Here is a 20,905-nt window from a genome sequence, read left to right on the forward strand (position 1 = left end):
TTTTGCAAAGAAAAGCAGGAAAAAAGCCATCCTTCATGGTATTACATGAAAGACGGCTTTTTTAATAGGGATACACGGTATTGTGTATAATCCGCTTTTTATGGACAAGCTCTATTACTGCATTGCGGGTACCGGTACTTTTTGCACCTGATCGATCGTACCCCCACCCAGGCAGACCTCTCCATCGTAGAAAACAACGGCTTGTCCTGGCGTAATGGCTTTTTGCTGCTGGTCAAATTGTACATCCACACTTCCATCTTCCTGCCAGGTCAATGTAACACCTTGATCCGGCTGACGATAGCGGAACTTGGCAGTACAACGGTATGGCACATTAGGCATGTGCTCTGCACCAGCAATCCAGTTCACACCCGTTGCGGTTAGACCTGTGGAGTACAGGCTTGCATGGGCATCGCCCTGAACAACAAGTAGTTGATTCTTCTCCAGGTTCTTGTCTGCAACGAACCAGGGTTCACCATTGCCGGAACCGCCAATGCCAAGACCTTGGCGCTGTCCAAGTGTGTAGTACATCAGACCGTCATGACGGCCTTTGACTTCACCAGTCGCGATATCAACCATGTCTCCGCCTTTGGCAGGCAGATAGTTGCTCAGGAACTCTTTGAAATTGCGCTCGCCGATGAAGCAGACACCTGTACTGTCTTTTTTCTTGGCGGTATACAAACCAGCTGCTTCTGCGATTTTGCGTACTTCCGGTTTGGGCAGATGACCAATCGGGAACATGGCTTTGGACAGCTGGTTCTGATTGAGAGCATTAAGGAAATACGTCTGATCCTTATTGTTGTCTACACCACGCAGCAACTTTAACGTGCCATCTTCTTCAATCAGGCGAGCATAGTGTCCTGTAGCTACATAATCTGCGCCGAGATCCAGAGCTTTGTTCAGGAATTCACCAAATTTGATCTCACGATTACACATGACATCCGGATTTGGCGTGCGGCCCGACTTATATTCATCAAGGAAATAGGTAAATACTTTATCAAAATATTCTTTCTCGAAGTTGACAGTGTAGTAAGGAATGCCGATCTGTTCACATACGCGGCGTACGTCCTCTGAATCTTCTTCAGCGGTACAGTGGCCGAACTCGTCGGTGTCATCCCAGTTTTTCATGAAAATGCCGATGACATCGTAACCCTGCTCTTTCAGCAGCAGTGCGGTAACGGAAGAATCGACACCTCCGGACATGCCAACGACGACCCGTGTATTTTCAATTGTTTTGGACATCGTTATCACCATTTCTATATATAAATGTGTTTCGTTTCTTATTCTAGCATAACCGGACTCAAGATACGATACACCCGGCCAACTTTGGATAGTGTCCACCACAGACGCACATTTTGGAATATCGTCAATCTTTCTTTTCCATAAAGCATGCAGATATGTTAACATTAGCTGAGGGTTATGATCGGAATACGGAGGATTAGAAGGTTTATGCTAATCTCAATGCATCTCCGCTGTGGACAGATCGTGAAACAGAAGGTCATGGACCACAGGATATATTATAAAGTTTCCAAGCGTTTCTGAAAATTGAAAGAGGTGACTCCTTTGAAAATATCGACAAAAGGCCGTTACGGCCTCACAATCATGATGGAGCTGGCTGCTAGAACAGGCGAAGGCCCTACATCACTTAAAAGCATTGCCGAGCGCAACCAGCTCTCGGAACATTACCTGGAGCAATTGATCGCTCCATTGCGCAATGCAGGACTGGTGAAGAGCATTAGAGGTGCTTACGGCGGTTATATCCTTGCAGGTGATCCTGCAACCGTGACTGCAGGCGACGTGATCCGTGTACTGGAAGGGCCAATCTCTCCAGTAGACTTCACGGAAGAAGATGATCCGGCGAAGCGTGATCTATGGTTGCGTATTCGTGACGGCATTGCGGAAGTGTTGGATTCCACAACACTGAAAGACCTGATTACATTCCAGGATCAAGAGAAAAAAGATAGTTACATGTTTTACATTTAAAAAAGACTTCTATGAACTTGACATGGTAACATACTTGAGCCCCCATTTGGGGGCTTTATCCATGCCTTAACAGAAAAATAAGATATTTTAACATATAACGGGGTGAAGATAAATGAAACGAATTTATTTGGATCACGCCGCATCGACACCTATGCATCCACGAGTCGCAGAAGCGATGATGAACGTCATGACAGGGCAATATGGCAACGCATCAAGTATCCATGCCTTTGGGCGTGAAGCCAAACGGACCGTCAGCGGAGCAAGGGATGTCATTGCGGCGTCTTTGGGCTGTTTCCCGGACGAATTGGTGTTTACCGGAGGCGGCACCGAAAGCGACAATTTGGCCATTTTTGGAGCAGTCTCATCAAGACAGGACAAAGGGAAACACGTCATTACGACGGCCATTGAGCACCATGCTGTTTTGCATACGTGTCAGGAATTGGAGCGTCAAGGCTACGAAGTAACCTATCTATCTGTTGATCGTTATGGACGAATAAGTCTGGATGAGCTGCAAGAGGCCATTCGACCGGATACGGTGCTGATCACCATGATGTATGCCAACAACGAAGTGGGAACGATTCAGCCGATCCGCGAGGTGGGTGAGCTTGCCCGCCAGCATGATATTCTGTTCCATACCGATGCGGTTCAGGCTCTAGGCAGCCAGAATATTTCCTGCAAGGAACTGCCTGTGGATCTGATCAGCTTCTCTGCCCATAAAATCAATGGACCTCAGGGCGTGGGTGCACTCTACGTACGGCGAGGAATTGTGCTGGAAGCAAGAGCACACGGTGGGCTGCAAGAGCGTCAACGACGCGCAGGTACGGAAAATATTGCGGGTATTGCCGGATTTGCAGAGGCTCTCAAGATTGCATCAGAGCATGCGGAGGCGCATCGTCAGCATGATTTGGAATTGCGGAAGCTTTTGTTAGAGCAGCTCGAGAGTCATGTGGGGACGGAGCACTTTCATGTGAATGGGCACCCCGAGCATACGTTGCCAAACATCCTGAATATCAGCTTTCCGGAAGTGTCCACTGAGACGATGTTAATGAATCTGGATATGGAAGGAATCGCTGTGGCAAGCGGTTCTGCCTGCACTTCCGGTTCGCTTGAAGTATCTCACGTGCTCAAAGCGATGGATCTGCCAGAGACTTTTTTACACTCTGCGATTCGATTTAGCTGGGGATTGGGTAATACTACGGAAGAAATCATGATAACCGCCGAAAAAATTGGAACCATTCTTGGGAGACTGCGTAATAGACCCTAAGGGTAACTTTACACATGGAACAGAAGGAGGGAAGAAGTTCCATTTCATCGGTTGGATAGAAGCGGTTTTGATGATCGGCGTCTGATTGCCACTCATCAACTTTGGGCATACCTAGCAATAGCGCCGCGCCTATTTAATGATAAGAAGATGAGGGGGACCCAGCGATGAAGCTTCAGGAAATGATCGGACTTGCCGTTTTTGATGTTGAGGACGGGAAGCAGGTCGGTAAAATCCAGGATTTCATTGTGAATGATGATTGGGAGATCGAAGGCATTGAACTTGAGAACAAAGGCCTGTTTACCAATCATGTCAAAATCGTACAGTGGCAAGATATCGTTGCCTATGGCGAGGATGCCGTCATGATCCGTAATCAACAGGCTGTCCGCAAGACGGGAGCCGACGACATAAAATACACGTACCTCCTCGGTCGTTCTAAATTGAAGGAGATGTCCGTGCTCACCGAAGAAGGTTTGCTGCTTGGACGTGTCTCTGATGTTTATTTTGACCAGGAGTTGGGAAATACAATAGTAGGGATTGAAATTACGGACGGTTTTGTGTCCGATCTGATCGAGGGCCGTAAATGGCTGCCATGTACAAGCGATATGTCCATCGGGGAAAGTGCCATTATGGTGCCGCCGCTGAGTGAACAACGCTTGGAAAATGCCATTCATTCTGTTAATGGATAGGTGAATGAATATGAAATGTCCAAACTGTAGTTCCAAAGATATCGGGAAAATTGGTTCCCACCAGTTTTATTGCTGGGGATGCTTTATTGAGTTAACGGTGAACGGTGAGAAAATGTCTGTATATCAGGTGGAAGAAGACGGCACGCTGAGCTCCCTGGATGATTTGTTCTTCGGGGACGAGCTGCCGCAAGACTTCCCTCATCTTCACGCTTCTTCTTAAAAAGCAGGATAACTTCCTCTATATGCGGTTTCATGACAATGTATGTCATGGGATGCTGTCGTTACTTGTTGGCAGGTGTATATAGATGCGGTTACATAATGGTTCGGGTGGGACATGGTTGATTATATGTTACCCCGGACCGCAAGATGCGCTTCCTTCTCTGATGAAGGAGGCGTTTTTTTTGGTTCAGGAAAAAATGTGAGGATTGCTGCTTTCCACTTCTGCGCTGTGTTAATAAATATTACCTTTCCTACATATACTGACTCTCAGAGCCAGTCCAAAAGGAGAGATGCAAAGTGGAGCAATTAACCAAAAACAAGCTGTTCCGTTACGCGATCTGGCTGCTGCTCGGGTTGATCATTCTGTATTTTATCTGGCTGCTGCGGCCTTTACTGCTTCACATATATGCTTTCCTGAAAACAGTGCTGGCCCCTTTTATCGTAGCCCTTATCATATCCTATGTACTCAATCCGATTGTCAGCATGCTGGGAGGGCGCAAGGTGCCGCGTACGATTGCGGTCCTGCTCATATATGCCTTTTTCCTGACCTGTATCGGTGTCATTCTGATGAATGTCATTCCGGTATTGATTGAACAGCTAGGGGAACTCAACGAGCATATGCCGGAACTGTCCATGCGTGCCCAGAGCCTGATGAACAATATGGATCACAAATTAATGCCGCCAAGTGTTCGAACTGGCATGAACAGCTGGTTCTTTCAGATGGAGGATCGATTAACTCAGGGAATTGCCGTGCTCATGGACAATATCGGGGCGACCATCAATGTGTTATTCAATGTGTTTATCGTGCCTTTTTTGATCTTTTATATGTTAAAAGATTTTGAAGTGTTCGAGCGCACCATTGTGGCGTATCTTCCGCGTTCACGTCGTAAAGCGATTGTCTCGGTGATGAAAGAGATCGACACTGCGCTGGGAAACTACATACGAGGACAGTTTATTGTCTGTGTCATTGTCGGTATCTTTGCCTACATTGGTTATATCGTGATTGATATGCCGTATGCCCTACTGCTTGCGAGTATTGTGGCGGTGTTTAACATTGTGCCCTACTTGGGGCCGTTCCTTGGCGCTGCCCCTGCTGTGGTCATGGCATCGACGGTATCGTTTAAAATGGTGCTGCTTGTTGTCATTGTGAACACACTGTGCCAGGTGCTGGAGAGCAACGTTATTTCTCCTCAGGTGGTGGGACGTACGCTGCATCTGCATCCATTGTCGATTATATTTGCACTGCTCGTCGGAGGTGAACTGGCAGGCATTGTAGGCCTTATTCTGGCGGTGCCCGTTTTTGCCGTCCTGAAGGTGATTGTGCAGCACTTTTTCGCCTATTACATCAAACGAAGGACTGACTAAATAGTAGGGTTAAAACATCAAGGAAGCCGCGTTGACACCCGCTTGTGCTACCGATATAATGAGTGTGTATGTTTAGAACATGAAATCGATGATGAAATAAAGTACGCCGAGGGTTCCTTTCCTCAGAGAATAGACTTCTTCAGATCAGGGTGAGCCTGAACTGATGGCTGGAAGAGTCTTGAAAGATGAAGCGGTGGAAAGCTAATTTCGGAGTGCAGGACAACCCTGCCGGGTGCGACCGTTATTTCGCATGAACGAGGAGATTGTTTGTTTGTCCGGGCAGCAAGGGATGAACAGCAATAACCAGGGTGGTACCGCGATAACATCGTCCCTGATTATTCAGGGGCGTTTTTTGTGTTTATTTTTAGAAAAACAATGTTGACCAACCGGAGCGAATACGCAACGGACTATTATAATTTAATGGGGGCATCCAGTATGAAAGCCAGTGAAATCCGGTCCAAATGGATAGAGTTTTTTGCAAGTAAAGGTCACAAAATCGAGCCGAGCGCATCGCTCGTACCTCACAATGATCCTTCTCTTTTGTGGATCAATGCAGGTATGGCACCGCTCAAACCATATTTTGACGGACGTGAGAAGCCAGAGAACCCGCGCCTTGCGAACTCTCAAAAATGTATCCGTACCAACGATATTGAAAATGTCGGCAAAACGCGCCGTCACCATACGTTCTTCGAAATGCTCGGCAACTTCTCCATTGGAGATTACTTCAAGGAAGAGACGGTTACCTGGGCATGGGAGTTCCTGACGAGCAAAGAATGGATCGGTTTTGATCCAGAGCGTCTGTCCGTAACGGTATATCCGGAAGATGAAGAAGCATTCAAACTGTGGAACGAAAAAGTGGGACTGCCTGCGGAGCGTATCATCAAATTGGATGAAAACTTCTGGGATATCGGCGAAGGCCCATGTGGACCTTGTACCGAGATCTTCTATGACCGCGGTGAAGCATACGGAAACGACATGAGTGATCCCGAGATGTATCCAGGTGGGGAAAACGAACGTTATCTGGAAGTGTGGAACCTGGTATTTTCCCAGTTTAACCATAACAAAGATGGTAGCTACACACCGCTTCCTAACAAAAATATTGATACAGGTGCTGGTTTGGAGCGTTTTGCTTCCATTCTGCAAAATGTGGATTCAAACTTCGACACAGACCTGTTCCAACCGATGATTCAGAGAACAGCCGCTCTTGCGGGTGTGAAATATAACGACAGCGTAGAGATTGATGTTGCACTGAAAGTCATTGCCGATCACATCCGTACCGTTGCTTTTGCAGTGGGTGATGGCGTTCTGCCAAGTAATGAAGGACGTGGATATGTCATCCGTCGTTTGCTTCGTCGTGCAGTTCGTTATGGTAAAGTGCTTGGACTTGACCGTCCATTCCTGTATGAACTGACCTCAACCGTTGGTGAAGTGATGGGAATGTACTACCCTGAGGTAGTGGACAAACAAGAGTTCATCGCCAAAGTGATCAAAACTGAGGAAGAGCGTTTCCACGAAACACTCACAGATGGTCTGGCTATTCTGGCTGATATGAGTCGCACTGCCAAATCCGAAGGACGCACGGTTATTAGCGGACCTGAAGCTTTCAAACTGTATGACACATACGGTTTCCCGTTTGACCTGACAGAAGATTATGCCGCAGAGCATGGTCTGACTGTAGATCGTGAAGGTTTTGATGCTTCCATGCAGAAACAACGTGAACTTGGACGTGCTGGGCGCCAAGAGAACGAGAGCATGAAAGTCCAAGGCGGACCACTTGCTGATCTGGAGGTTAAAAGCGAGTTTGTTGGTTATACTGACCTGTTGACGGAAGCGAAAGTGGTAGCCATCGTTGCCGGTGACGCCCTTGTTGACACTGTAGGCGAAGGACAGACGTGCCAGGTTGTTCTGGACAAGACTCCTTTCTACGCAGAAAGTGGCGGTCAAGTGAGTGATCAGGGCTTGCTGCGCGGTGCTAGTGTAACAGCGAAAGTACAAGGCTTGTTCAAAGCTCCACTCGGACAACATGTACATCTGGTAACTGTGGAGTCCGGTGAACTGCGTGTAGGCGATCTGATCAATGCTCAAGTAGACGCGGCGAAACGCGGCGACATTATCAAAAACCATACGGCAACTCACTTGCTGCACAAAGCACTCAAAGATGTGCTCGGCACGCACGTAAACCAGGCGGGATCACTCGTAGAGCCACAGCGTCTGCGTTTTGACTTCTCTCACTTCGGCAGCATCACGCCGGAAGAGTTGACAGAGATTGAGCGTCAGGTGAACGAACAGATCTGGAATCGTCTGAACGTGAACATCGAGCTGAAAGCTATTGATGAAGCCAAAGAAATGGGTGCGATGGCCCTGTTTGGTGAAAAATATGGAGATATTGTACGTGTGGTTCAAGTTGGAGAATACAGTTTGGAACTTTGTGGCGGCTGTCACGTAAATAATACTTCAGAGATTGGAATCTTCAAATTGGTGAGCGAGAGCGGGATTGGCTCCGGCGTTCGTCGAATCGAAGCTGTAACTGGCCGCGGCGCATATCTGTATGTAGAGAGCCAGTTGGAATTGCTCAAACAATCAGCAGCGCTGCTCAAAGCAAATGTGGCTGATGTGCCTAAACGGATTGAAGGTCTGAATCTGCAACTGAAAGAAGCAGCTAGAGAGACTGAATCCCTGCAAAGCAAGCTGAGTGCCATGGAAGCAGGTCAACTGACCGATCAAGTGGTACAAGCAGGAAATACACAATTGCTGGCAGCACGTGTAGATGCTCCGAACATGGATGCACTTCGCACAGTGGCTGATGAGTTGAAAATCAAATTGCCTAACGCCGTACTCGTATTGGGTGCCGCAGCCGACGGCAAAGTGAATTTTGTAGTAGCTGTACCTGCTGAACAAGTAAAACAAGGATTACACGCAGGCAAAATCGTCAAAGAAGTCGCAGCAGTATGCGGCGGTGGCGGTGGTGGACGTCCAGATATGGCGCAAGCCGGAGGCAAGGATGCGACCAAGCTGGATGAAGCGCTGAAACTGGCGGTTTCGCTGGTTAGCGGGCATAATGCATAAATCCATTGAGTGGCTTTCAATCGTCAAAAAATAAATCGAAATGGTTCTGTTCGTTAATTTTTTGTACCCGAGAGCGTGTGGAATCGAATGATGCATTATGCTTAAGCCAGTAAAGGACAAGCAAAAAACACAATTGCCTTATCCTTTGTTTACTTGTGGCAGTCAGAATATGTTATTATATAAACAGAAATCAATTCGGCAGGACATGGTCCCCATGTTCATGCAGGAGCGAGGTGTCATCAATGGACTCCATGGATAAGACGGTTAAATTTAATGTGAAAGGTGACGAACAGGAAGCATCATCCAAAGAGATTCTTCTCACGGTATATGATGCATTGGTCGATAAGGATTATAATCCGATCAACCAAATTGTTGGGTATCTGATTTCCGGAGACCCGGCATACATTCCTCGTCACAACAACGCACGTAGTCTGGTCCGTAAAAAGGAGCGCGATGAGCTGATTGAAGAGCTTGTACGTTCCTATCTGGCCAATCACCGGTAATGTACGCCGCTTCCGCTGTGTTGCAGCTATGCAGACAGCGGGAAATGAACCGACAGAAGACAGCCTGAAGCTTGAGAAGGCGATTATTTGTAATCGACCTGAGCAGGCCCCAGGATGGGAGAGCATGGATGAAAATATTAGGTTTGGATTATGGGGACCGAAGAATCGGGGTTGCCGCGAGTGACGCCTTCGGTTGGACTGCCCAGGGATTGGAAGTGCTTGAACGCCGCCGTGATGAAGGTGAGTTCACTCGAATTGCCGATCTTGTGCGTGAGCATGAGATTAGTGAGATCGTAGTCGGACTTCCCAAAAACATGAACGGCACCGTAGGACCGCGCGGTGAGATATGTATTGCTTTTGCCGAACGCCTGCGGGATGAACTGAATTTACCTGTTCACCTTTGGGATGAACGGCTGACAACCATGGCAGCAGAACGTACGCTGATTGAAGCGGATGTCAGTCGGAAAAAACGCAAGCAGGTTGTGGACAAAATGGCCGCAAGCTTGATTTTGCAAAATTATTTGGATGCCAATAGTAGAAGGTGAGGGGGATCAACAATGGCTGAAGATCAACTGGGTATGGAAGAAGAAGCGGAAATTATTTACATTGCGGATGACGAGGGTAATGAAGAGGAATTCGAAGTCATCATGAAGTTTGAAGTAGATGGTTCGGAGGCCAAGTACATGATGGTTGCTCCGGTTGAACCTGAAGATGGCGAAACGGATGTATATGCATTCCGTTATGAAGAAGAGGGCGACGATATCAAACTTTTCGTCATCCAAGATGATGCCGAGTGGGATATCGTCGAGGAGACGTTTAATACATTTCTTGCTGAAGATGAAGAGGAAGCGAACTAAATGACGGAATATAGCCGCAAAGACCTGAAATGGACAGATTCACTGCGTCTGGCATTCGGTGCTCATGTTGAGCTCGAAGAAGATAACGGTAAATCACAACCGTATGACTTGTTGGCTGAGTTCGAAGTCGGCGGTCAGCAATACGCGGTGCTCCGCAGTTCGTTGCGACCTTATGACGAGGTTGAACTTCTGCGGGTATCACCTGGAAGTGAAGACCAGATCATGCCGGAGTTAGTTACGATCGACGATGATGATGAGTGGGAGAACATCTCGGAGCTTTATGATGAATGTACTCTCCCCATTGACGAAGATTAATCAGCTTCAAATTGAAGAAACCGGGAGGGCGGAGAAGTCCGCTCTTTTTGGTTGTGTAAAGGAGTTGTTTCTTTTTTGAAAGGGAAAGCAATAGTAGTCATACTGCTTATCATTGTAGTTCTTGCCGGAGGCGCAGGTGGATACGTGTGGAGTATGATGCGTCCTGTGGAAGCTTCTACAGAACCGGTCGTATTCGAGATTAAGAGCGGATCGGGAACTTCGAAAATCGCAGATCAGCTTCAAGAAGAAGGGCTCATTCGAAGCGGGTTGACCTTCAAAGGGTATTTAAAGTGGAAAAAACTAGGTTCTAATTTCATGGCGGGTACATATTCTATGAGTCCTGGCGTGACATATGACGAGATTGTTAGCAAGCTGAGTAGTGGTGAAGTTGTCCCAGAAGAAATGGTGAAATTTACAATTCCGGAGGGTTATACCGTTCTGCAAATGGCGGGTAAGCTTTCTTATGAGCATGTTGTTGATCGGGATGAATTCATCAAACTGGCCAATGATCCTTCGGCCCTCGATGTGGATTTCGTCAAAGATATTCCAGTGGATGAAGAACTCCGCTACGTTTTGGAAGGGTATCTGTTCCCGGAGACGTATGAGCTGAAAAAAGGAAGTTCTACGCATGATGTGATGCAACGGATGCTGGAAGAATTCCAGATCAAGATCAATTCCATTCCTGATCTGGAAGCCAAGCTTCAGGAAAAGAACCTCTCTCTGCATGAGCTGCTGACCATTGCTTCACTGGTGGAGAAAGAGGTTGTAGTGGATGAGGAACGTGCTCTGGTTGCAGGTGTAATCTACAATCGGATCAATCAGGATATGAAGCTGGAGATTGATGCTACCGTGCAATATCTGCTCGACAGACCGAAGGAACGATTGTTTTTCAAGGATCTAAAGGTGAAAAGTCCCTATAATACGTATCTGAACAAAGGCTTGCCACCAGGTCCGATTGCCAGTCCAAGTCTTCCGTCCATCGAGGCAGCGCTAAATCCGGAAGCTTCGGAGTATCTGTTCTATGTGACGAAAAAGGATGGTTCGTCCGGACATTTGTTTGCCAAAACGTATAAGGAACATCAGCAAAATATAGCCAAAAGTAAGGCTGCGCAATAAGCGGAGGGGATTATATGAGTAAGAAACATGAACTGCTCGTTACAGCAGCGAATGTGAAAGAGGCAGAAGTGCTTCTCCAAGCTGGAGCAGATGCTCTGGTCATTGGAGATGATCGATTCGGCATGCGTCTTCCAGGGAGCTTCAGCGTGGAAGAGACAGCAGAGGTGGTTGCTATTGCAGCCAAACATCAGGCGCGTGTGTATGTATCCATGACTAATCTGATGTCCAACGAGCTGCTGAAAGAATTGCCAGAATATGTTCAGGCTTTGGGCAGAATCGGTGTGGATGGTGTGGAGTTTAATGATCCATCCGTGCTGGCTACCATGAAGGAATACGCTCCACATGTGAAGCTGCACTGGAACGCGGAGATGACTTCAACGAACTATGCGACGGCCAACTATTGGGGAACCAAGGGCGCTAGTCGTGTTGTGCTTGCCCGTGAGTTGAATATGGACGAGTTGACGGAAATGGTCCCTTTTTTGAAGGTGGAAGCTCAGGTTCAGGTGCATGGTATGACGAATATTTATCATTCCAAGCGTAGTCTGGTGCAAAGTTACATGGCTCATCAAGGACGGCCGGTTGAGGGACATCTGGGTAAAGAACGGGGATTGTTCCTGATCGAGGCTGAGCGCCGGGATGAGAAATTCCCGATCTATGAGGACATGAACGGCACGCATATCATGAGTTCTGAGGATATATGTATCCTCGAAGATCTTCATCTGTTGATGGAGGCGGGTGTGCACAGTTTCAAAGTTGAAGGTATGTTAAAATCACTTGCTTACAATGAAGCTGTTGTACGTGCATATCGGGCAGCGATTGACAGTTATGTAGCCGATGCTGATGCATATGCGTTCTCTGAAGATTGGCTCGCTGAGGTGCGGGAGTTACAGGACCCTGAACGTGAATTGTCGTTTGGATTTTTCTATAAAGAACAAGTGTATTAATAGACGAGGTGAACAGAATGGAAACAGTGGCGGTACAGCGGAAGTTCTCGGGTAAACGTAACCGTCTGGACAAACCGGAGCTGCTAGCTCCGGCGGGTAATCTGGAAAAACTAAAATTTGCGATCCATTACGGTGCAGATGCCGTATATATCGGTGGACAGGCCTATGGACTCCGTTCCAACGCGGATAACTTTAGCTTTGAAGAGATGCGTGAAGGTGTGGAGTTTGCCAAAAAGTATGGAGCCAAAGTGTTCGTAGCGACGAACATCTATGCACATAATGAGGATGTTGAAGGTATCGAAACGTACCTACAAAACCTCTATAATGCGGGAATATCTGCGATCATTGTAGCCGATCCGGCTATTATTGAAGTAGCGCTTCGTGCTGTGCCGGGCCTTGAGGTACATCTGAGTACTCAACAATCCACACTCAACTGGCAAGCCGTGAAGTTCTGGAAAGATGAAGGACTTCCCCGTGTTGTTCTTGGACGTGAGACCAGCTTCGAAGAGATTGAGGAAATCAAGGCAAATGTGGATATTGAAATTGAAGCCTTTATTCATGGAGCGATGTGTTCATCGTATTCTGGCCGTTGTGTGCTCTCCAATCACTTTACGGATCGGGACTCTAACCGGGGTGGCTGTTGCCAGTCTTGCCGTTGGAAGTATGATCTGTTCGAGGATGCGAGAGAAGATACGGTGTGGGTCAGCGAAGAGGACATGCAGATGCAGGCACCTGCACCATTCAAACTGGGTGAGAACCAGCTTCCCCTGTTCCAGGAACAGGACAATTCATTCTCCATGGGATCAAAGGATCTGTGCATGATTGGTTATATCCCCGAGTTGATTGATGTGGGTGTGGACAGCTTCAAGATTGAAGGCCGCATGAAATCAATTCACTATGTGGCTACCGTGGTTAACGTATACCGTCAAGCCATTGACGCCTATATGGCAGACCCGGAAAATTATGTTCTGAAGCCTGAGTGGGTTGAAGAAATGAACAAAGCGGCGAATCGTCCGCTCAATACCGGATTTTTCTATGATACTCCAGACCACGAAGATCATATCTATGAGCCGGAAGAAAAGGCCGTACCTTTTGACTTCGCTGGCTTGGTTACGGGGTATGATGCTGAAACAGGAATGGCAACCATTCAACAGCGCAATCACTTCAAACCAGGACAAGAAATTGAATTTTTCGGTCCGGGAGGTCACTTTTTCAAACAGGTCGTCGGTGAAATACAGGATGAAGAAGGCAATGTGCTCGATGCTGCCCGTCACCCGTTGCAACTGATTAAAATGAAGGTGGATCAACCGGTTTCGTACTTCGATATGATGAGAAAAAAGAAGTAGGCTCAAATACCTACAATGTGTCAATATTGTATTATGATTTAACAAAATAGTGTCATGGAATTTACATTTGGGACCTCCGTTTATCGGCATATGGGGGTCTTTTTTTTATAGAAAAATAGGAATAAAGTTGTAAAATATTTCTGGGAAGTGAAAGGGGAACGAAGAAAGCTGTCGAATACTACATATTTATAGGGGAGAGAAAGAAAAATCCAACAAGTAAATTACTGGCAGGTGAATGGGATTGGTTCAAAAGAAGCAGAAAGACAGTGGGGAGCAAGTGACAAAAGACGAGCAGGTTAAGCCTGAGAAGGTTCAGAAAGTGAAGAAAGAAAAAGTAGTCAAAAGCAAAACGACAGGTAGTGGCAAAAGATTGTTCAAGATTGATCGCAGTAAACTCAAGCTGGGCTGGATCAAGACTGATTGGGTGAAGAAACAACTGAAAAACCGGGATTGGAAAAACTTTGGGGGGTCTTCTTTCGAACAGATTAAGAAGGCGAATCCGGTTAAATCCGTAGGGGTTAAACTGTTCTTGATCTTCTTTGCGGGCATTATGATTTTTGTAGTGAGTTTGGGTCTATTATCCTATTCGAAAGCCAAGGGTACGATTGAGACCAATGCCTCACGAGCTAATCAGGAGACGATTGATCAGACCAAACAAAAAATGGACATCATTTTGGAGAGATTTGTAGACACATCCACACAGATTTTCTTTGATCCGGAAATGCAGTCATTGCTACAAAAAATGTCAGATAAGAATCTGACTGCGTATGATACATTCGTGAATTCAAGTTCAATCAACAAGCAACTGTCCAATATTGCATTTACAAATAAATCTATGGAAGCGATTTATCTGGTACCTACGGACGATACGAAGTCCATTATGGGTACGGGTAGCAACAGTTCCTCCATGGGCAGTATTCGCCAGGAACCTTGGTATAGTGAGTTAATCGAGGCAGGCGGTTATCGCTGGCTTCCAACAGAAGTGAAGGAAGATGGTTCGATCCCAACGTTCAAAATTGCACGTTCAATGAAGAACCTGCAGGGAACTACCCAGTCGTATGTTCTGGTAATTGAACTGAAACTGGAAGTTCTGGAGGAACAATTGAAATCGCTTGACCTGGGACCAGGAGCTGTTCTGCAACTGATCGCTCCGGATAATAAAGTGGTTGCATCCTCCATCCCGGATCGTACCGGACAAGATACAGAGCTTACATTTGTCAAAGAACTAACCGAACCAGCAGGTAGTACGAATACGGAGTATACGGTGGATGACAAACCTACAGAAATGCTGGCTGTATACAGCACGATGGAAACGTCCAATTGGAAACTGGTCGGTATGATACCAACCTCTGTTCTGGTTCAGGATGCTAAAGGTATTCTGACCCTTACACTGTGGATGGCACTGATTGATGCCGGTATTGCAGTGTTGATCGGGATCTGGATGGTTCGTATGATTGCTCGTCCACTTGGCAAATTGAAAGATCTAATGCAGGAAGGTGCGAAAGGTAATCTTAAAGTTCGTACCCCATATAGCTCCAAAGATGAAATTGGCCAGCTCTCATCCGCATTTAATCTGATGATGGAGCAGATCACAAAGCTGGTTGAACAAACCAATCGCTCTGCACAGGAAGTATTGGATACCGCATCCGAGCTGAGCAGTGCATCCAAGAAAACGGCTGTGTCTGCTTCTGAAATCGCTGTAGCTACAGAAGAGATTGCAGGTGGTGCAGGCAGCCTGGCAACCGAAGCGGAACGTGGCAATGAATTGACGGATAATATCTCTCGTCAGATGGAGAGTGTAATTGCTGCCAATGAACAGATGGGCGATTCTGCTCGTCATGTAGAGAAGTCCAGTCACACAGGCTCACAACATCTGAATCAGTTAATGACCAAAACCCAGAAGACAGAAGAAATGATTGGTGCACTGGTGAATAAGGTTGATTCGCTGAAAGAGAGCACGTCTTCTGTCCTGAAAGTGCTTGAAGTTCTGCAAAACATAACGAAACAGACCAATATCCTTTCTCTGAATGCAACCATTGAAGCAGCACGCGCCGGTGCAGCCGGACGAGGATTCATGGTGGTAGCTGATGAGGTTCGTCAGCTTGCGGCTCAATCCAGACAATCCATTGAGATGGTTGGAGAGATCACTGACAAAATCATGACCGAAATGAATGAGACAGTGGATGCTTTGTCTGCAGCCTATCCGTTATTCAAAGAACAGATGGATGCGGTTAAAGATACCAACGTCATCTTCGCTTCCGTACAGGAACAGATGGGTGCATTTGTAGAACGTCTAGGCATGGTGACAGGTTCAATTGGAGATTTGAACAAATCTCAAAGTACGTTGTCCGAAGCGATGAGCAATGTCAGCGCAGTAGCTGAAGAATCTTCTGCAACGTCTCAAGAAGTAGCTTCCTTGAGCAGTGAACAGCAAAATATCAGTAACCAGCTGGTTAATCTGTCTGGCAAACTGGAGAACGTGTCCACTGAACTGAAAGAAACATTGTCACGCTTTACGGTGTAACAAGCCAAGGTTGAAATGAGGAGAACCTGTCCCGCACATGGGACAGGTTTTCTTTATGTTTACCGGATAATTCCAAGCCTTATCAGCAATAATATGTCAAAACGACAAAAGGTGAGATTGGGATGCATCTTCTTGCGAAACGGCGGATTTATATAGCTTGTATTCTTCTAACTCTTGTCTTTGGGCTACTTATATTGCGATTGGGATGGGTTCAGATCGTTCAGGTGAATCAGACCATGCCTGGATTTCACCGAACGGTACGTGAAATGTCTGTATTGCAGCGTGAACGTGGGGTGATGCTTGATCCAGGGCGGGGACAATTTACGGATTACAAGGGCGAAGCTTTGACGGGGAAGCTGCAGTGGGGCTTGGTTCTTTTTCCACAGACAGGTCCATCAGAGAAAGTACGAAAGTATGGAGTGTTGGAAGGCTCCAAGATGACACAGTTAGCAGCTATATTACATACGGATCTGGATCAATTAAAAAAGGAATGGAATCAGGAGAGCACACCTCATTTTTGGACAGCAGGTGAACAGCAGCCTGTTCATTTGACCGAATCTCAGGTTGAGCGCCTACGTACTCTGCATCTGCAAGAAGCCGGCATATATCCGATGATGACAAGGTATCTTCAGGGGTATACGGGAATGCAGTGGATGGGTTATCTGGCTGAACAGCCGGGATCTTCCAAAGGAAAACCTGGACATCAGGATGAAGTAAAACAGCCTTTTGCCATGAAATCAGGGGCAGCTGGACTGGAGAGAACGCTTGAACCCCTGTTGATGGGCATTGGCCCTACACTAGTATCACGTATGGTCTCGGGTGGTGGAGAGATTATCCCCGATGTTCAGCCGCATGTCATTGCACCAGCCAATAGCCATTATCCTTTACGTGTGGAAACTACTGTGGATGCCGAGTTGCAGCGTGGGCTGGAGCAACTGACAGAAGAATCTGGATTAGAAGAGGGAGCTGTTGTTGTGCTTGATGTCGCTAACGCAGATGTTCGCGCCATGATCTCCCGCCCTTTCTATCAGCCACAACACGTGGACCCCAAGCAATCGGCCTGGGGAAATCGTGCAGTACAGGGAGCCGTACCGGGTTCCATTTTCAAAATCGTCACTGCAGCGGCTGCGTTGGAATATCATGCGGTTTCTAACGGAGAAGAATTTCATTGTGGTGGTGAATACGGAAAATATGGGCTGTCCTGCTGGAAGGAGCATGGGCATGGAAACCTGAATCTGGAGCAAGGGTTTGCCGAGTCTTGCAATATCGTATTTGCGGAAACGGCACGCAGGCTTAGCATGGAGCAACTGGAGCAGACGGCAGATCGTCTGGGACTGGCACGTCCTGTTGGTTGGGAGGGGAAACAGATGGCTGGCATGCCCGTCTTACGGCACTTTGATCATGAAGATCACGGGCGTGTGAGAACAGAGGCAGTTTCGTCTGCCGATGAAGGAGCGAGAATCCAGACAGCGATTGGTCAGCGAGATGTATTGGTTACACCGCTACAAGCTGCCAATCTGATCGTGACATTATTGCATGATGGGAAGGTTAGTGCCCCGCGTCTCGTTGAGCGCATCCGGTATGCTGATGGTGGCACCATGCTGGAGATGCCCTTGCATGATTCACCTTCGGCAGCCGGACAGATTGCTCCCGCAACAGCGCATAAACTACTATCCTGGATGAATACGGTAGTCCGTGAGGGAACAGGAAAATCCCTGCAGCATGCACGATGGCATGTTGCAGGGAAATCAGGTACAGCTCAGATACAAAAACATGGAAAGAAGCTCAATCATCAATGGTTCATTGGTTATGGACCGATAGAACGACCCAAATACGCCGTAGCTGTTCTTGTCCAGAATGTCTCTCCAGACAGCCATCACCAGGCGACAGCTCTCTTCAGGAAGGTGATGGACTATTTGGCGGAGTCCTCGTGATCCTTCGCAGGAACGGGACGTTGTACAGTAGATTCGGCAGAATTCGCTGAGGCCTTGTTAACGGGTGGGTCCATGACCAATGGAGAGGATTCAAATTCATCTTTTGGCAGGTGAATCCACTTTTGCAGGTACCCTTGTTGTAACAGTTCTTTTAGAAGGATCAGGAGCACTGGAGATAACACTACACCAGCAAGGCCGAAGATCGAAAGGGAGATCAGCATAAACGAAAGCATCAAGTACGCCGAAGATACACCGATCGAGTTACCTGAGATTTTCGGTTCCAGCAATTGTCGTGTCAGCATCGTTACTGCCAGAATGACAATCAGGCCGATCGCCAGGCTACTGTTGCCTATAATGAACAAGTAGACGATCCATGGAATGAATACAACAGGAACACCAAGCAGTGGCACTAGATCGAAGACTGCACAGATGGCTGCAATGGTAAAGGCGTTAGAGGTTCCCAAAATCAATAAACCTGCATAAATCAATACGAACGTAATTAGCATCATGATCATCTGTGCCTTCAAATACGAGCGGATCGTTTTGAACACATGATTACGCATGAATTCAATAGCTAATTTCAAGGTTTTAGGCGTTTTCGCACGGGCGAACTTGCGCCAGGATTCGATCTCGATACTGAGAAAGAATGCCAGAATAATCGCAATTCCGAAGTTCGTAATAAAGGAAGAGAATGAACTGAGGAAGCCGACGACGAACTGTGCTCCGCTAGTTACCCATTTGGACAGGAAACCGGTCAGTGTTGCAAAATATTCGTTCGCTTTTTCCATAATCCCATCAGGTAGAGCATCGGACTTGTCCTGCATAAATAGAACCAGATTGGTGAATTCACGCTGTATCATCTCAATATATACGGGAAAATTATCTTGAAGATTGGAAATTTGTGAAATGATAATCAAACCCACACCAAAAAAGGCAGCGATAATTAGTGCAAGAAATAACAAGACGGAGATGGCGGCTCCAAGCGTCTTGGGTAATCCTTTGCGATGTAAAAATTTGGCCAGCGGCTCAATCATCCAATACACGATGAATGATAGAAAGACGGGTGCAGCCACTTGGTATAATTGACTAAAACCGTACATGATCACATACACGGTTAATACGAGCAATGCGATGTCAAAGACGGTTCGCCCGTATTTTTTGTAAAGCGGTAGCATGGACATGGCTCCTTTGATGGCAATAATTAGATTGTATTTATTGTACACGATAGCTATCTTTTTGGGAAAACAGGATTCAAGAAAAGTCTGAACTATGATAAAATTAAAGGCGGTTTATTTTAGATAGTGCCATAGCGCACCGTAATTCAGCAGGAGAAGTGGGGAGCTAGCAACATGACATCGATACTTCAGAGTATTCTACTGTGGTTATTGTATCTTTCATCTTTTTACGCCTTTATTCCAAGTTTGATTAGCAGGCTTTTCGGTTTTCGTGTATTCAGACGGGGAAGAAGTGATACACAATTTGCCTTAACGTTTGACGATGGGCCAGATCCACACTATACGCCGAGGCTGCTCGATCTGCTCCATCAGCATCAAGCAAAAGCAACATTTTTTGTCGTTGGAGAACATGCTGCGAGACATCCGGAACTCATTCAGCGCATACATGAGGAAGGCCATCTTATTGGTATTCATAACTATATTCACAAAACGAATTGGCTCATGCGGCCACGTACCGTTCGAAATCAGATTCTGCGAACGGGTCAGATTATTCATGAAGTAACTGGAGAGAAGACTTGTTATTATCGTCCACCTTGGGGGATTATGAATCTGTTTGATTTTTTCAGCAAGAAAGAACGTAAAATCGTACTGTGGTCTTCCATGTTTGAAGACTGGAGAAGCCGAGTAGGTACCCAGAGATTGACCGAACGGATGCTGAAGGAACTAAGAGGTGGGGAGGTTATGCTGCTGCATGATCGAGGAACCACCTTCGGTGCTGATGCACACGCGCCGGAGCAGATGCTTCAGGCGCTGGAAGTCGTCTTGCAGGAAGCTGAACGGCTTGGGCTGCAAAGTGTACGCGTTGATACGTTGATGGGAGGTATTACAGTGAGCGAATCTCAGAACAAGACTCAATTACAGACACCGTTGAAGCTATGGAAACGAATCGTTGTTGCCTTATGGCTGGGTTGGGAGAGGTTGTTCCACTGGGTATATCATCTGCGGACGGCTTCGCCAGAGGACCCGATGCTGCACTTCAGATCCCGCGTATATCATGGTGCGCGGGTGGAGATGAATGACGGCCATGTCATTCAAAATGGAGATCCGGTGATTGAATTGCATTTTGACAATCAGAAATTGTTCGAACTGGGGGTGACTTCGCGTTCCAGTATGCACTTGGCTATTCGCATGATCCGCACGATGGAACAACAATTGCCGGATCTGGCGCGCATGATAGCACTTGAACCTGATTTACGTTCTGCGAAGGCCGTATACGGTGTGAGCATGATTAACAGAGGTCCGGAAAAGTTCGGCTTTACCATACAAGACTTGCCCCCTGGACCGTTCAGTGCTGCATCCAAAGTATACTTGAAGCTGCTGTTAAGTGTAATCCACCCGGCAGGAACCAAACGTTTGAAACAGCGTACTGAACAACTGGTACCCAAGATGATTGCCATGCCGCTGGATCTATTATTGGAACGTTACGGTCAACATACGATGCAGGTAGCAGCAACGGTAGAAGAATCCAGAGATGAATCGTTGTTAATTGAACAAGAGATACTGCCAGAGCGGAACTAAACGGACTGATCACACCAACCAGCAAAAGAAAAG

The 20,905-nt window shown here is 46.9% G+C and carries 18 protein-coding genes; 16 read left to right on the forward strand and 2 right to left on the reverse strand.

Going from position 1 to position 20,905, the window contains the following annotated elements:
• Nucleotides 1-114: 114 nt before the first annotated feature.
• Nucleotides 115-1,239, reverse strand: coding sequence for a tRNA 2-thiouridine(34) synthase MnmA (mnmA, locus tag HF638_RS20530; RefSeq protein ID WP_036616942.1), 1,125 nt, complete (start codon nucleotides 1,237-1,239; stop codon nucleotides 115-117).
• A gap of 321 nt (nucleotides 1,240-1,560) precedes the next feature.
• Here mnmA and cymR point away from each other — a divergent pair, with 321 nt between their 5' ends.
• The 15 genes from cymR to HF638_RS20605 all read left to right on the forward strand — a co-directional run bounded on the left by cymR (nucleotide 1,561) and on the right by HF638_RS20605 (nucleotide 18,119).
• On the forward strand, nucleotides 1,561-1,980 hold the full coding sequence (gene cymR, locus HF638_RS20535; protein WP_062835876.1) for a cysteine metabolism transcriptional regulator CymR: 420 nt from the start codon (nucleotides 1,561-1,563) through the stop codon (nucleotides 1,978-1,980).
• A gap of 112 nt (nucleotides 1,981-2,092) precedes the next feature.
• Nucleotides 2,093-3,244: a cysteine desulfurase family protein gene (locus tag HF638_RS20540; protein WP_169481831.1), complete on the forward strand. Its 1,152-nt coding sequence runs from the start codon at nucleotides 2,093-2,095 to the stop codon at nucleotides 3,242-3,244.
• Between the two features lie 164 nt (nucleotides 3,245-3,408).
• Entirely contained in the window at nucleotides 3,409-3,930 is a 522-nt protein-coding gene (locus tag HF638_RS20545; RefSeq protein WP_169481832.1) for a PRC-barrel domain-containing protein, read from the forward strand.
• A 10-nt stretch (nucleotides 3,931-3,940) separates the two neighbouring features.
• On the forward strand, nucleotides 3,941-4,150 hold the full coding sequence (locus HF638_RS20550; protein WP_017686815.1) for a hypothetical protein: 210 nt from the start codon (nucleotides 3,941-3,943) through the stop codon (nucleotides 4,148-4,150).
• A gap of 296 nt (nucleotides 4,151-4,446) precedes the next feature.
• Nucleotides 4,447-5,514, forward strand: coding sequence for an AI-2E family transporter (locus HF638_RS20555; RefSeq protein ID WP_169481833.1), 1,068 nt, complete (start codon nucleotides 4,447-4,449; stop codon nucleotides 5,512-5,514).
• Nucleotides 5,515-5,949: 435 nt separating this feature from the next.
• Entirely contained in the window at nucleotides 5,950-8,580 is a 2,631-nt protein-coding gene (alaS, locus tag HF638_RS20560) for an alanine--tRNA ligase (protein ID WP_169481834.1), read from the forward strand.
• 242 nt (nucleotides 8,581-8,822) lie between these two features.
• Nucleotides 8,823-9,083 (forward strand): IreB family regulatory phosphoprotein, encoded by a 261-nt coding sequence (locus HF638_RS20565; RefSeq protein ID WP_017686818.1) that lies wholly within the window; start codon nucleotides 8,823-8,825, stop codon nucleotides 9,081-9,083.
• A gap of 128 nt (nucleotides 9,084-9,211) precedes the next feature.
• Entirely contained in the window at nucleotides 9,212-9,628 is a 417-nt protein-coding gene (ruvX, locus tag HF638_RS20570; protein ID WP_169481835.1) for a Holliday junction resolvase RuvX, read from the forward strand.
• Between the two features lie 12 nt (nucleotides 9,629-9,640).
• Complete coding sequence (locus HF638_RS20575; protein WP_017686820.1) at nucleotides 9,641-9,940, forward strand: DUF1292 domain-containing protein; 300 nt, start codon at nucleotides 9,641-9,643, stop codon at nucleotides 9,938-9,940.
• Nucleotides 9,941-10,255 (forward strand): DUF1292 domain-containing protein, encoded by a 315-nt coding sequence (locus HF638_RS20580; protein ID WP_169481836.1) that lies wholly within the window; start codon nucleotides 9,941-9,943, stop codon nucleotides 10,253-10,255.
• 75 nt (nucleotides 10,256-10,330) lie between these two features.
• The gene (gene mltG / locus HF638_RS20585; protein ID WP_211175717.1) at nucleotides 10,331-11,371 is read left to right on the forward strand and encodes an endolytic transglycosylase MltG; all 1,041 of its coding nucleotides are present in this window, start codon (nucleotides 10,331-10,333) and stop codon (nucleotides 11,369-11,371) included.
• Nucleotides 11,372-11,385: 14 nt separating this feature from the next.
• Nucleotides 11,386-12,315, forward strand: a complete 930-nt coding sequence (locus HF638_RS20590) for a peptidase U32 family protein (protein ID WP_169481837.1) — start codon at nucleotides 11,386-11,388, stop codon at nucleotides 12,313-12,315.
• A gap of 17 nt (nucleotides 12,316-12,332) precedes the next feature.
• On the forward strand, nucleotides 12,333-13,661 hold the full coding sequence (locus HF638_RS20595; RefSeq protein ID WP_169481838.1) for a peptidase U32 family protein: 1,329 nt from the start codon (nucleotides 12,333-12,335) through the stop codon (nucleotides 13,659-13,661).
• A gap of 235 nt (nucleotides 13,662-13,896) precedes the next feature.
• A complete protein-coding gene (locus HF638_RS20600; protein WP_248278213.1) occupies nucleotides 13,897-16,185 on the forward strand; it encodes a methyl-accepting chemotaxis protein in 2,289 nt (762 codons plus the stop codon).
• Nucleotides 16,186-16,421: 236 nt separating this feature from the next.
• Nucleotides 16,422-18,119 carry a peptidoglycan D,D-transpeptidase FtsI family protein gene (locus HF638_RS20605; protein WP_248278214.1) on the forward strand — a complete coding sequence of 566 codons (1,698 nt, stop codon included), beginning with the start codon at nucleotides 16,422-16,424 and terminating at the stop codon, nucleotides 18,117-18,119.
• Here the strand turns inward: HF638_RS20605 and HF638_RS20610 are convergent.
• Nucleotides 18,098-19,294, reverse strand: a complete 1,197-nt coding sequence (locus tag HF638_RS20610; protein WP_169481841.1) for an AI-2E family transporter — start codon at nucleotides 19,292-19,294, stop codon at nucleotides 18,098-18,100. The genes HF638_RS20605 and HF638_RS20610 overlap by 22 nt on opposite strands.
• A gap of 174 nt (nucleotides 19,295-19,468) precedes the next feature.
• On the opposite strand from HF638_RS20610, the gene HF638_RS20615 reads away from it, so the two are divergent.
• Nucleotides 19,469-20,872: a polysaccharide deacetylase family protein gene (locus HF638_RS20615; RefSeq protein ID WP_169481842.1), complete on the forward strand. Its 1,404-nt coding sequence runs from the start codon at nucleotides 19,469-19,471 to the stop codon at nucleotides 20,870-20,872.
• The last annotated feature ends 33 nt before the right edge of the window (nucleotides 20,873-20,905 follow it).

Origin of the sequence: Paenibacillus sp. SZ31 (assembly GCF_012912005.1) — a bacterium.
In the GTDB taxonomy this organism is placed as follows: Bacteria; Bacillota; Bacilli; order Paenibacillales; family Paenibacillaceae; genus Paenibacillus.